The organism is Paenibacillus sp. FSL R10-2788 (assembly GCF_038003885.1).
In the GTDB taxonomy this organism is placed as follows: domain Bacteria; phylum Bacillota; class Bacilli; order Paenibacillales; family Paenibacillaceae; genus Paenibacillus_AQ; species Paenibacillus_AQ odorifer.
In genome coordinates this window covers 1,091,047-1,103,731 of sequence record NZ_JBBOQA010000001.1, presented here as the reverse complement: position 1 = coordinate 1,103,731, position 12,685 = coordinate 1,091,047, and the positions used below count along the sequence as shown (strand labels likewise).

Annotated in this window: 12 protein-coding genes; 3 read left to right on the top strand and 9 right to left on the bottom strand. The window is 44.7% G+C overall.

The features are described 5' to 3' along the window. Positions 1 to 171: 171 nt before the first annotated feature. From modB to NSQ50_RS04710, 6 genes are all read right to left on the bottom strand, one after another. Complete coding sequence (gene modB / locus NSQ50_RS04735) at positions 172 to 828, bottom strand: molybdate ABC transporter permease subunit (RefSeq protein ID WP_172628881.1); 657 nt, start codon at positions 826 to 828, stop codon at positions 172 to 174. A 40-nt stretch (positions 829 to 868) separates the two neighbouring features. Then, positions 869 to 1,663: a molybdate ABC transporter substrate-binding protein gene (gene modA, locus NSQ50_RS04730; protein ID WP_169744738.1), complete on the bottom strand. Its 795-nt coding sequence runs from the start codon at positions 1,661 to 1,663 to the stop codon at positions 869 to 871. Positions 1,664 to 1,881: 218 nt separating this feature from the next. Next, on the bottom strand, positions 1,882 to 2,004 hold the full coding sequence (locus NSQ50_RS04725; RefSeq protein ID WP_340939361.1) for a hypothetical protein: 123 nt from the start codon (positions 2,002 to 2,004) through the stop codon (positions 1,882 to 1,884). A gap of 216 nt (positions 2,005 to 2,220) precedes the next feature. Next, positions 2,221 to 3,186 (bottom strand): helix-turn-helix transcriptional regulator, encoded by a 966-nt coding sequence (locus tag NSQ50_RS04720; protein ID WP_036676573.1) that lies wholly within the window; start codon positions 3,184 to 3,186, stop codon positions 2,221 to 2,223. A gap of 199 nt (positions 3,187 to 3,385) precedes the next feature. Then, positions 3,386 to 4,072: a hypothetical protein gene (locus NSQ50_RS04715; protein WP_038568908.1), complete on the bottom strand. Its 687-nt coding sequence runs from the start codon at positions 4,070 to 4,072 to the stop codon at positions 3,386 to 3,388. A gap of 191 nt (positions 4,073 to 4,263) precedes the next feature. Continuing rightward, positions 4,264 to 4,950 carry a M50 family metallopeptidase gene (locus NSQ50_RS04710; protein WP_036676576.1) on the bottom strand — a complete coding sequence of 229 codons (687 nt, stop codon included), beginning with the start codon at positions 4,948 to 4,950 and terminating at the stop codon, positions 4,264 to 4,266. A gap of 225 nt (positions 4,951 to 5,175) precedes the next feature. Here NSQ50_RS04710 and NSQ50_RS04705 point away from each other — a divergent pair, with 225 nt between their 5' ends. Beyond that, positions 5,176 to 5,643 carry a hypothetical protein gene (locus tag NSQ50_RS04705; protein WP_036676577.1) on the top strand — a complete coding sequence of 156 codons (468 nt, stop codon included), beginning with the start codon at positions 5,176 to 5,178 and terminating at the stop codon, positions 5,641 to 5,643. 49 nt (positions 5,644 to 5,692) lie between these two features. Beyond that, positions 5,693 to 6,397, top strand: coding sequence for an AIM24 family protein (locus tag NSQ50_RS04700; protein ID WP_036676578.1), 705 nt, complete (start codon positions 5,693 to 5,695; stop codon positions 6,395 to 6,397). 94 nt (positions 6,398 to 6,491) lie between these two features. On the opposite strand, the gene NSQ50_RS04695 is transcribed toward NSQ50_RS04700, so the two are convergent. Both NSQ50_RS04695 and NSQ50_RS04690 read right to left on the bottom strand, forming a co-directional pair. After that, entirely contained in the window at positions 6,492 to 6,947 is a 456-nt protein-coding gene (locus NSQ50_RS04695) for a Dps family protein (RefSeq protein WP_036676579.1), read from the bottom strand. Positions 6,948 to 7,134: 187 nt separating this feature from the next. Then, positions 7,135 to 8,613 (bottom strand): potassium/proton antiporter, encoded by a 1,479-nt coding sequence (locus tag NSQ50_RS04690; RefSeq protein ID WP_036676580.1) that lies wholly within the window; start codon positions 8,611 to 8,613, stop codon positions 7,135 to 7,137. A gap of 194 nt (positions 8,614 to 8,807) precedes the next feature. Here NSQ50_RS04690 and NSQ50_RS04685 point away from each other — a divergent pair, with 194 nt between their 5' ends. Then, entirely contained in the window at positions 8,808 to 9,872 is a 1,065-nt protein-coding gene (locus NSQ50_RS04685) for a GNAT family N-acetyltransferase (protein ID WP_076224379.1), read from the top strand. Positions 9,873 to 9,959: 87 nt separating this feature from the next. Here the strand turns inward: NSQ50_RS04685 and NSQ50_RS04680 are convergent, their stop codons facing one another. Beyond that, a complete protein-coding gene (locus NSQ50_RS04680; protein ID WP_081386946.1) occupies positions 9,960 to 12,665 on the bottom strand; it encodes a discoidin domain-containing protein in 2,706 nt (901 codons plus the stop codon). Positions 12,666 to 12,685 lie beyond the last annotated feature (20 nt).

Here is a 12,685-nt window from a genome sequence, read left to right as displayed (position 1 = left end):
CTGTATAGAATGCAGTTAACTCACAGACTCCATCAAAATCCGACGGCGCTAGAAGCTGACATCAAAGTTGCCGGGTTCACTTGCCCAGCATCTGCTCAAACCACCCGCTTCAAACCAAAAACACCAGGCAGCAACTCTCCAATAACCGGAGAATCGCTGTCTGGTGTTTTTTTAAGAACGCCGATTCACAAACATCAGCATAGCGGCTGAAATAACAATAATTGAACATACCCACATCCATGCGAGGGTCATATTGCCTCCATCTACCGCAACATAGATCGCTGTGGGTAAGGTTTGCGTGCGGCCCGGAATATTGCCAGCTACCATGATGGTAGCGCCAAACTCCCCAAGACCGCGGGCAAAACCAAGAACATAACCGGCTGCCAGCGACCGGCCCGCAAGCGGCAGCGTGACATAACGCAGTACCTGCAGTTCACTTGCCCCTTGTGCCCGCGCCGCATCTTCAAGATCTGCTTCTATCCCTTCGAAACCCGCCTTCACTGTGCGATATACGAGTGGAAAAGCTACGACTACAGCGGCGATAACAGCTGCCCCCCATGTGAACAGGATCGTCTGCTCCGTCATCTGTTCATACCATCTGCCGATCCAGCTTCGTCGGCCTAAAATAACTAAAAGCACAAATCCTACGACCGTCGGCGGCAATACGAGCGGAAGCAGCATTATAGTCTCTACCAAGCTGTGACCGGGAAACTTCCGGCCCGCCATAGCCTTCGCAGCAGCTGTTGCCAAAATGAATACAATAATGCTTGTAATCACAGATATTTTTACGGAAAGCCATACCGGGGCGAAGAAATCAGTCCAATTTATTTCCAACCTTATTCCACCCGCTTCTACTCGTAATTTCTATTTAAGGAAGCAGGAAGCCATAACTTACAAAGATATCATTAGCTTCCTTGCTTTGAAGGTAACTATACAACTCCTTAGCTGCCTTTTGATTCTTCGAGCTCTTCACGATGCCTGCCGGATAATTAATAGCTTTGTGTACATGTGGACCGACCGTCAAAGCGATTTTAGTTTTCTTTGAAGTAAGCGCATCTGTCTTATAGACAAAACCGGCATCGGCATTTCCTGTTTCTACATAAGAGAGAACCTGACGCACATCCTTGGCAAATACGAGTTTGCTTTGCAGCGGATCCCAGACCTTTTTCGCTGTCAATGATTGCTGAGCATACTGACCCGCTGGTACAGATTCAGGCTGTCCCACTGCCACCTTCTTAAAAGCTTTATCCGTAAGCTGAGTAATCGTTGTTAATTTAACCTTTGAATCTGAGGGTACGACTACAACCAATTGATTCTTAAGCAGAACCTTATGATCGGAGATAAGTCCACCTTCCACCAGTGCATTCATCTGTTTATCACCTGCAGAGAAGAACAGGTCCGCCGGAGCCCCTTGCTCAATCTGCTTTTGCAGAGTACCGGATGCTGCATAATTAAAAACCAAATCAATATCGGGATGTTTCTTTTCATAAAGGAGGGCAATCTTATCCAGGCTATCCTGCAAACTAGCCGCAGCGGAAACAATAATTTCAGTCTTCTTGGTGGCTGCTTGCACCTCTCTCCCTGGACCTGCAGATAAATTCACAACCAGAACGATTGCCAATATCCCCATCACGGAGAGTGTCCATTTCTTAAACATTTCCATTCCTCCCAATTTCGTATGTATATATTTAGATGCTATTCTAGCATACACTTTTTCGTTTTTCTATAACTACAGATATGTTTAGATATGTTTAGATATGTTTAGTTATATATTGTTATAATTAGACAATATATAATGATGATTTTGGTTTTTTGCACACAAAAAAGATGCCTCTGACTCCCCTAAATAGGGCTGCAAAGACACCTATTTCACGAATGATATTAATTCTTCATCTGTGGGCCAAGCACATCATGTTGACCGTCACCCACCAGGTTAAAGCCAAGTACATTCAACATAATGGATATCCACTCCCCCAAGAAGCTCACCCGGATTAATATATTCATTTTTAAGAATCAAATGGATCTAGAGAATAGCCCTCTTCTGTATAAAATTGAACAAAGGTCAAATTCGAGGATAAAAATAAACCTCTAAATTGCAATTATGTTATTAAATGTATGTGGTATTATAAAAAGACTCACCAAACAAGAGAAATATTCTATAATTTTTGATTTGTAACAATATATGTAAACGAATATTTCATTTGAAGGTGAGAATCCATCTTATTTATATTGCGATATCCATTTCTCCAACTGCTGCCTGAGCACTTCACGATAATAAAACGGCTCTATGATTTCCGCATCCTCTTCAAATCGCTTAATCCAGCGGACAAATGCAATATCTTGTTCCAATGCGACTTTAAAATAACAACACCGAGCTTGACGGTCTACTTTATTCGGCTTATAGGGCAAATCCTCTTTCTTTAGCCCTTCCATGATTCGCTCCGAAAATTTCACTTTAAACTCTACCTGCAAACTATCGCGGTCAAGTGACCATTTTTGCTTCATAAAAGCTTGCAAATCAAATGATTCCTTTGAGAAGCAGCGGTTTAATGGCTTTACGTTTGAAAAATCGTTGATATGATATGTACGAATAACACCCTGATGATGGCAAAATCCAATGAGATGAAAACGATTTTCCAGTGGGACTAAACAATAAGGATCGATGGTTATTTCCTTCTCCTCCACCGCATTCTCGCAATAATTCGCTTGAATACTCCTCTGCTTTAATAAAGACTCCAAAATAGGTGTCAAAAAAGATTGATGCTCCATCTGTGCACCGCTTCTTTCCAACCAGCTTGTACCTGCTTCTCTTCTTGCACGTTCTATCGTTTCTTCCCGCTCTGCCTTTCGCTTGTATTCAGCTGCGACTACTTTTTCATAAGCGCCTTCAAAATCGATAGGCAGAACGGGTTTAATATCTTCCATAATATAGCGTAATTGCGAAAACGCAGCCGCCTCTTCTTCCGACCAATCCAAAGGATAAAGTGCAAAATTGCCAATAAAAGCATAGCCTTTTCCATGTCCAAGGTGGGTTATAGGAATATGCATGGCGCTAAGCGCGTCCATATCCCGGTATATCGTTCTCTCGCTGTTGCCGCAGCGTTCCGCCAATTCACGGGCTAATATCCCTGGCTTGGCTTGAACAAGTGTAATAATGCGCATCAGTCGGATTAATCGGTCTGTCATATTCAGTTCCCCTTGATTTATGGTTAAATAGACCCATTATTTTATGAAAAAAAGTAATAGTGTGATAGAACTTTTTTACTATGTTACCACATTTTATATTACAATTCTTCTGATTATTTTCCGCCGAACCCGCTGACAAAACAAATTTATGTATAGGTCTTTTTTCGTCAATATGCATCTTCTAGTTGTATGTCCTATATCAATTTCCAGTAGCAGTTTTACCCCGCTTCTGATACTCGAATCCAATCTGTTTATACAACATTTCGGCCTCTTTAAGTAGTAAAGGATCTCCAGAACGTACGGCTAGTAATAGTAATTTATCTGCGTGACGGCAGAGCATTTCATGAGCTTGACTATGTTGTCCTTCATTTTGCAAAGTGGTTGCCTCCTCAATCGTTTCAGCTGTTTTTAACAATTCCAGATGTTTCTCTACATGAAAGCAGCAGGTTTCATTCAGAACCTGAGTATGATGAGTGTATTCTAGCTCAAGAACCTTTACTGGAAGCTCTTGAACACGCTCTACGGTTGGCTTTTTATATTTCCACTGTAAGGAAAGAGCTTCATATCTACCTGCAATAGTAGTAGAGATATTGAATTCTAGTGCAATAAACTTTCGTTGCCCCGTTTTTATTTTGCCAAGCTTAAGAAGTAGCGAACTGCCTTCACCGACTTCAAACTCACACCCATACGAGCGCTTAAAAGTTACATGGGGTTCAAGCCAAACCCGCAGTTCGATTTCACGTGCAACCACTTTATAACTGCTGGGTCGGCTGTGCTCTGAAGGCATATTCCCTTTCCATTCGACAAGCAAGATAACATTACGATTGCCGCCTGCAAAAATACGATTTTGACTCCATGTGAATACGGGATGAATACTTTCTATCATTATTTCCACCTCTTTCTTTTTTTGGGTCTTCTATTAATGTACCAATAATGGCGGACAACTCCATGTCATGGAATGTATGTTCGGTTCTATATTATCGACAAAAAAAGAGTCATTCTACATGCTTAGTAGACTGACTCTTGTAAAAACAACCCCTTTTGTCTTTTTATGACGAAAATTTTATGTTTTTTTTCTCATCGACTCCCTAATTTAGTCTGCACTCGCTCTCGCTTGAAAAATAGTCCCAGTGCCCATTTGGCACACAACAGAGAAAATATAAAAAACAGTGTGGCCCAAAATATAGCCGGTACGGGAGTCATTCTTGCCAGATTGCTGGCATCTCCTGCACGGGACGGTGATACAGCAGCCGCGTATACCAGAAATAAACTTCCCATTACAGACTCCTCCAAGGTTAAAAAGGCCAATAACAAATAATAATATTTGCTGGCCTTCTTCCAAACCACCAGCATTAGAATATTTAACGCAATAAATCCGCCCAACCACATCATGCCAAAGCTTCCTCGTACGTATAGCAGGAGCATAATCAACGCCACACCCGTAGCTAAGATAAGGCCCCAATCATGGCGTCCCTTACTATATAAATAGAAGAGCAGAAGTGCAAATAAGGAGGCTAGCAAATAACCCGAGAGGGAAACTAATATTGCCTTGCCCCCTTCTTGAATGGCTGAATAGGTTACACCGCTATGATCTGCGTATAATTCAATCCTCAGCACACTACCCGACAGTAGTAAGGTCATCAGAGCATGACCAAATTCATGAATCATCGTGTCTAAATTCCGAAACAAAGATGAAAATGGGATCAATCTAGTCAAAAAAGCAGATCCGATCAGAAGCAATATTGTTTTAAGCCATTTGTTCAATCGACAGCAGCCCCTTTCGTCCAAAGTATACGATAAATAGTACCTCTTCTCAATCGAGATAATCACGGACTGATCGTGTTTAATAATGAGTAAACGAAAACCTTAAGGAGGTAAAAATTACTTTCATTATAAGCATTGCCAGTCCCATGGCGTACGCTGTCAGAAGCTGTCAAGCTGTGTTAAAATAAAAGAACTACAAGCCTAAATTGGGTGGTGATTATATAGATGAAGCAACATAAATCCCGAGCATATCTACAGCTGTTATATTCGCTCCTGTTCTTGCTGATGCTTACTGTATGCCTGCCAGCTCCTGTAGCAAAAGCTAATATATTCAGTGATATCTATAATGGAGTTAAAAATTTCTCCGAGCTGCCAAACGAAGTGAATGAATTAAAGGAAGGTTTTCAGCAAACTGCTGAAGAGCTTCAGCAGGCAAAGGATAAGCTCGCGAATACCACGCAGGAGATGGAAGCTTACCGGATACAGAACGAAAGCCTACAAGAGCAGAATCGCCAACTGACGCAGATGGTTGATGAATTAAAAAATGACCGGACGGCACGCGAAGAATATTATCATAAAATCAAAGTGACTATTTTTACAGGGATTGGACTAATCCTAGGTTATTTTATACTGATCCGTTTTATTCGTTTCAGCATGCTTTACCGTTCTCGAAAAGGCGATCGTCTGCGTTAGTCTTACGTATTCATTGAAGATCACAGTCACAGCATGAGGGAGATGAACTATGAACATCGATATCCAAGATGAAAGCGACAGTGGAAGCGGACAAGCCGTAGCCTTCTCCCTTCAGGAGAAGGAAGAGGTTCATGTACTCCATCCACAACAAATTATCGCTTATCAAGGTCCTTCCTCAGGACGAGCGGACAGATTTATGGATGTAAAGGGCATATACCGCAAGCGAAAGTTGATTCGTTCCGATATGGCAGGTCCTTGCCATTTCGTTGCCGCCCTTCCGCCAGGCTATCGCATAAAAATCCTGCAGCTCGATGGTAAAAGCGATCTGCTATACGACTTTAAGCATCTCTTCTTCTACAGTATAGGTATTTCGCTGGAGACCCGGGTGCTAAGCATGAAAAATGTGCTCGTTACACGGGATATTGTAAAGGTGAAATTTTCGGGCAATGGCATGATTGGCATACTGACGGAGGGTACGGTCTGTGAAGCTGTACTGCATCCGACCAACCCCCTTTATGTCGATGCAGGCAGCATTATTGCCTACCCTGAGAATGCCAAGCTGGAGCTCACCGTTTACGGCAACCATTTGGCTAGCCAGCATATGAGCTATCACTGGAAGATGACAGGTCACGGGCCTGTGCTGTTTCAGGCAGGACGTCAGAACCGCCGATTCGAAAGAGATAATAACGATGATGGAATTGTTAAACGATTTCTACGCGAGGTAGTCCCCTTCGGGGGTGTGTTTATTAAATAGTTGTGTTCAGCAGTAAAACAACAAAACAAAGAGCGCCATGCGTATCCTATACGCAGGCGCTCTTTGTGGTTCTATCCTTTATAAGACTGTTGTCTTAGGCGATAAAAGCATTCAACATCCATGCATGTTTCTCAATGCTGCTTCTAATACCAATCAGCAGATCCGCAGTAGGTTGATCAGCCAGTTCTTCTGCAGTAGCAATCGCAGCTTGCAGTTCTTTAGAGACAGTCGTAAAGTCTCTAACCAGCTCCATTACCATACCCTTGGCATCTTCGCCACCACGAGCTTCCTGTAAATCGGAAAGCTCCAAATATTGTTTCATAGAGGAGGCAGGTTGTCCACCAATAGCAAGCAGGCGCTCAGCCAAATCATCTGCATAACCAGCAGCTTCATTGTAGAGTTCTTCAAACTTCTCATGCAGCGTGAAGAATTGGGATCCGCTAACATACCAGTGATAATGATGAAGCTTTACCCCAAGCAGGAACCAGTTCGCGGTCTGGCGGTTCAAAGCAGCGTGCAGTTCAGTTTGGCTCTTTAGTTGTGTACTCATTAATAAAACCTCCTATGGTTAATTTATTATATTGTATTTAGACTCGTTCTAAATCTATATACAATTTAACACATCTTTTTGCTTTTTGCAACCACTTTGAAGATTTACATGTTGCCGATTCTAGCATAACTTTTGTTATACCGCCTATTATCTCTGTCACACTCTGGATAACAGCCTCTTTCTAAACTTAAATCAAAGATATATTTTCCTCCGCCGTCTTCCCTTTCTGACTCCGGAAAAAAGCCCTCATCTCATCGCGTTTGCTCTTTGGACTTAAGACATATACAGTATCCCCTGGCTCAATGACGGTACTGCCATGGGGGGTGACAATGCTTTTATTCCGGATAATAGCAGTAAATAAGATATCATCTGGCAGTCCAATATCGGAGATTTTCTGCCCGGCAATGGGCATGTAAGGTTCAATTCCTATGTGGTTGAACTCGGAATCTGTCTTGCCAAGGGCGACCAGCTCCATCAGTGATGGCTGTGCTGAATCCTCTTGCCCCACCAGCTTCAACCGGGAAGCCAGCGGTGAAATGCTTGTTCCTTGAATCACTGCTGAGGTCAGCACGACGAAGAACACCACATTGAAGAACAGTCGTCCGTGGGGAAGATTGGCTAGCAGCGGATAGGTTGCCAGTACAATTGGAACGGCTCCGCGCAGGCCTGCCCAGGAAATCAGTGTTTTTTCACGAATAGAGAATTTGGAAAAGAGCAAGCTTATAAACACACCAATGGGCCTTGCCACAACCATCAGAATGACGGACAGCAATATACCTTGCCAAGCCACCTCCGCCAGCTCCTGTGGAAATACCAGTAGACCCAGCAATATAAACATAAATATTTGCATCATCCAAGCGAAGCCATGACTAAAATTCATAATTGTTCGATGATACATTAGCTCAGAATTGCCAAGGGTAAGACCCATTACATAGACAGCCAGCAAGCCGCTGCTATGAACGAGTGCAGATAACCCGTAGGTTAGGACAGCAAATCCAATCGCCAATACCGGGTAAAGCCCCGTGGAATCCAGGTTAATTCGATTGATAAGATATACTGCGATTTTGCCAAGTACAATCCCTATCACCAAACCAACTGCCATCTCCCATATAAAGGACAGCACAAGTCCCCATATCGCCATATCCGGATGCTGAATCCATTCGATCAGCGATACTGTCAAAAACACCGCCATAGGATCGTTGCTGCCTGATTCCGCTTCGAGTGTCGAGGTCAGTCGTTTGTCAATATTCTTACCGCCTAATACCGAAAAGACCGCAGCCGCATCAGTCGAACCCACGATAGCTCCGAACAGAAAACTTTCCGCCCATGACACCTCAAGAATCAGCTTAGCGAACACCCCAACGATAGCTGTCGTTAACAATACGCCTACCGTAGATAAGGATAATGCCGGCCGAATAATAGGCTTGATATCCTTAATACTGGTCTGCATCCCACCTTCGAACAGGATAACAACCAGCGCAAAAATCCCGGCCATTTGTGTTAAGGAAGCATTGTTAAAAAAGATAAATTGACTCAGTACCATCCCCGCAGCAAGGAAAAGCACTAGCGCTGGCATTCCAAATTTAGTGGAGAATTTGGTGGAAAACACACCTACAAGTAAGAGAGCTGCCAGCAATAATATGATATTATCTGCAAGTTGGGTCACCGTTTATTCACTTCCCTTTCTCTTCTAGCTTAAAATATAAGCTTCCTTATTTATGTACGTTATTACCCTTATCCACATCCTTTTGAGACATTGAATAATATAAGCAGGATTGAAGATTTCATCCGCTGGGGCTTATACTTAAAATAATTCCTTCCTACCCTGCTCGTATTTACATATAAGGAGGCTGACTGTAAATGCAATTGAGATTAATTAAACCTGCGGAGCTGGATCAAGCCGCTCTTCTAGCCCATTCCATCTTTCGCAAAGCCGGCGACACTTCTATGAAAGAGCTGTTTCCGCTGATTTTCAGCCCTGGTTACACTCACTCTTATGCAGCCGTTGCCGAGGACGGTAACATCGCTGCTTTTATGGGATTAGTGCCCTCCACGATCCGCACTGGAGAAGCACTCCTGAACGTATTCTCCATCGGTGCAGTTTGCACAGACCCTGCTTATCGCGGCCAGGGACTAGCCGGTCAGCTTCTACAGCTATGCCAGACCCATGCTGCGAATGCCGGCGCATCGCTTATCTTTGTCTCGGGTGACCGCTCGCTGTATACCCGAGCGGGATGCGTACCGTTCGGCGGTACGCAATTTGCCGAGCTGAACGCAAGCTCGGCTCACGCACTTGCTGCCGCAGCAGGGGAAGAATGGACGCTGCGGCCAATGCAGCCGGGCGACTTCTTCGCCGTCAACCGGCTGCTGAATGAACGCGAAGCCGGACAGATGTACAGTCCGGGTGAGCTGGCGCTGCTGCTGGGTGCCGAGGCTTACGCGGGTGTGCTGGGCTTGTCCCAGCGCACACTCGTAGCCGTGCGGGACGGCAGCATCGAGGGGTTCGCCGCGATGGCTGTGCCCGCGGCGGATGTGCCGGCGCCGAGCCCAGCGACGGCGGTGGATTGGGCCGGCCAGCCGCAAGCGGTAGCGGCGTTGCTGGCCAAGGCGGCTCTGTGCAACGGCGTTGGCACGCTGCAAGTGCCTGTGCCGTGGCAGGAGCGCAGCCTGCTCGCGCTTCTGCGGGATGCCGGCGCCTCCTTAAGCGCCGGCGCGAACAGCGGGACGGTCTGCATAGCAGACCGGGGATCGCTTTTGCGGCAGACGGAAGTATGCCGCAAGCGTAGCCTCGACTTGTCGTCCGTGGACGACAAGGAGCTGATCTCGCTGCTGTTTGATCCAGCGAGCCCGCTTCGCACCTCAGATTCCTCAGGGGAATCTGAGGCAATTCCATTACCTTATATGTCTGGTCTCCATTTTATTTAAAGCACAAAAATAACCTCAGCGGGAGAATGATCCCGCTGAGGTTATTTAGTATGCTCTATTAACAGTTATATAAATTCAAATAATTGCTTATTCTCTGGAGTACACCTGTAGCTCTTGAATAGACCAATAATTCCCGCCCGCTCCGGTCTGTACAATTTTGATATACCGTGTCTTTACCTTAGAAAAGGTTATCTTCGTAAGCTCTTTCGTGCCTTTTCCAGAGGTGAGTTTGTTCCAGTTTTGAGCATCGTCAGAAATATAAACTACATAGTCTCTTGGATAATCAAATGGTGATAACGTGCTGTCCAAATCTATTCTTTCAATTTCATGTGCTTCACCCAGATCAATCTGAAAATACTCTCCAGAAACCTGATGTTTCCCCGTATCCCAGCGCGTGCGCCGATCCCCATCGATGGCCAGACTTGGAGCTGATGCCACCGTATTCACATTTGAGGTTACCTTCCACTTTGTCCGATCCAGAGGAACCAGGCCGGTGGCTGTAATCTGAATTTTGTCGGAAAGTAGATTTGAACCTGATACCCTTACCGCGTAGGTATATAACGTCCCTTCACGTAAATTATGATCCGTGTATTCTGTAAGCTTCACATCGGTGGCTACCACCTTCATTCCCCCCCCGCTACCTTCAGCACGAAGCAGCTCGTAGCTTGCTCCCGGTGCCTCCAACCAATTTAATTTTACAGCTAAACCTTTTGTTGCTGCGGCTTTGAATCCTTTAGGGGCAGACGGCTTTACTTCAGAGGAAGGCTGCAAAATATACTGCACAGCCTCTCCTGGAGCAAGTGTCTCCGTAAAAGTTAACGTGGGAGTAGCCTTTTTACCTGTTACATAACTTCTTGCTTTTTCATACGTATCCCCGTTTCCAAAACGTTCCCCTTCATACACCCCGTTTTTCGGCATAGTCACATTTACACTCACAGTTTGTGGAGTAGACTCAAAGTTAACGAAATTAACCAGCACCTTATTTGAGGTCGCTCCGCTTCCCGCAAGAGGCTTCAATGTAGAAGTATCCACGGCCCGAACATATACCAGCTTGTCGGCTAACACATCTTTGTTGGCAACTTGATAAGTTAATGGAGCTCCATGCGTAGCATAGGCAAGACTGAGCCTTCTCATGATGCTGACACGTGAATCCTCATTTTCTTTTGTATAATAAATCTCTGTGGTCGCCGGATCATGCTCTTCTAAATTAAACCCGTATTTGAATAAACTGAAATCCTTAAAAAAAGCAGCATGCTGCACAAACATATCCGCATAACCAATATGCGCACGCATGATCCGGTCGAATACAGCCGCTGTCCGCTCCGTTGCCCCGTATTGATAGGCATCCACATGACTGTCCGAAGTACCAAATTCAGTGGTCAGCATTTTTTTGCCGAGTCCATTGTCTGCGCCAGTGAAGGTCTTCAAATTCTCAGTAAAGCTTCCTCCATTACTAAAAATATAAGAGTCCCCGTAGGAATGTCCATTGGTCAAATCCGTAACCTTCTCCAGCTCCATACGTTGCTCTGGATCACGTTCCCAGCCATCCGGATCTCCACATTCCTTCCCAGTTCCCTTCTGATTACCGCAGGAATCCTCACTGTAACTCGGCCAATACGCCCAGCCCGGAGCAACAGTTTGTAAATGGGGCGCGATTTGCTTGCCCTTTTTATTTAGCCAGTCCGCAATCGCCAAGTTAACTGCCTTAGAACGATTGAATAATCCTGGCTCATTATCTACCTCATAATATTGAAAATAGGGGCTATATTGCTCAAAATAATCCGTCAGCTTTTTCTCTGCATCAGCGGGCAACGATCCGTCTGCCTTAAGCTTAATATCACCAGTATGCAAATACAGAGCAACCGCCTGCATGTTGTAATCCTGCAACACCTTGTAATATTCCATCATATCCGAGCAGGACCGCCCAACATCGCTGGCACAGCTGGTTCGCATCACATTGCCGCTATAAGCCATACCTAGCCATTTGATAACATAAGGCAAGTGCGTAACTGCACCTTCATCGAAATAAAATTGCTTATTATTCACTACTGTTCCGGTCAATGTGTAGCTGCCATGGATAGGCTCAGAAATTGGAGCGTTAAGAGACTCTAAACGGAGATTATCCCAAGTCCACCAGGAATATTCGTCTTCTTTGTCACTGCAATATAAACAGCGAACCGTTTGCAGCTTCAATTCGTTCGTTCCTATCTTCAATTGCTCCTTGGGAATATATAATTCATAGGTCTTTTGAAAGCTATATTCACTTTCTGTGCCAGCAACGCCTGCAATTTGAATGATCCCCGACAATTGATGATTGGAGAACACACTCATTTGCGGCACGGATTTAAACGCATCCAGAATACCTACGCTAAATAAGACCCCATTCTCCGGGATCTTATTTAGCTGATATGTGATCGTTAATTCCGGCTGGGTCTTTCCATTCAAGCCTGCAGGCAAGCTCTGCAGAGCCGATGATTTGAGCACCGAAGAAGTAACATTAAAGTCCTTCTTGCTGCCAGAAGTGCCACTCGCAGCGAATTCAGCTGCTGAGCCATCATGTTGTCCCAGATTCCAGATCACAGTACCATCCGGTATTTCTGCTGCAGCATCAGTTCCTGCAGATAGTCTCGGTATATTGGCACCTACCTTATAATCGTTTGTCCTATTCGTTCCGAAGACAGAGACAGACAACAGAAACAAGACGGTTAATGCGGCGAATTTTAGTAATAACAGTAATGGTTTGTTTGCAGATATCTTATTTTTTCTATTAGATATTCTCCTCGTTATTCCCATCCATAGGTCCTCTCTTTCTT

What these genes read in the sequence shown, in the direction of transcription:
- NSQ50_RS04695 (WP_036676579.1), bottom strand. Translation starts at nt 6,947, where the DNA reads ATGAGTACACAACTAAAGAGCCAAACTGAACTGCACGCTGCTTTGAAC.
- NSQ50_RS04685 (WP_076224379.1), top strand. Translation starts at nt 8,808, where the DNA reads ATGCAATTGAGATTAATTAAACCTGCGGAGCTGGATCAAGCCGCTCTT.
- NSQ50_RS04705 (WP_036676577.1), top strand. Translation starts at nt 5,176, where the DNA reads ATGAAGCAACATAAATCCCGAGCATATCTACAGCTGTTATATTCGCTC.
- NSQ50_RS04725 (WP_340939361.1), bottom strand. Translation starts at nt 2,004, where the DNA reads ATGAATATATTAATCCGGGTGAGCTTCTTGGGGGAGTGGATATCCATT.
- modA (WP_169744738.1), bottom strand. Translation starts at nt 1,663, where the DNA reads ATGGAAATGTTTAAGAAATGGACACTCTCCGTGATGGGGATATTGGCA.
- NSQ50_RS04715 (WP_038568908.1), bottom strand. Translation starts at nt 4,072, where the DNA reads ATGATAGAAAGTATTCATCCCGTATTCACATGGAGTCAAAATCGTATT.
- NSQ50_RS04720 (WP_036676573.1), bottom strand. Translation starts at nt 3,186, where the DNA reads ATGACAGACCGATTAATCCGACTGATGCGCATTATTACACTTGTTCAA.
- NSQ50_RS04680 (WP_081386946.1), bottom strand. Translation starts at nt 12,665, where the DNA reads ATGGGAATAACGAGGAGAATATCTAATAGAAAAAATAAGATATCTGCA.
- NSQ50_RS04700 (WP_036676578.1), top strand. Translation starts at nt 5,693, where the DNA reads ATGAACATCGATATCCAAGATGAAAGCGACAGTGGAAGCGGACAAGCC.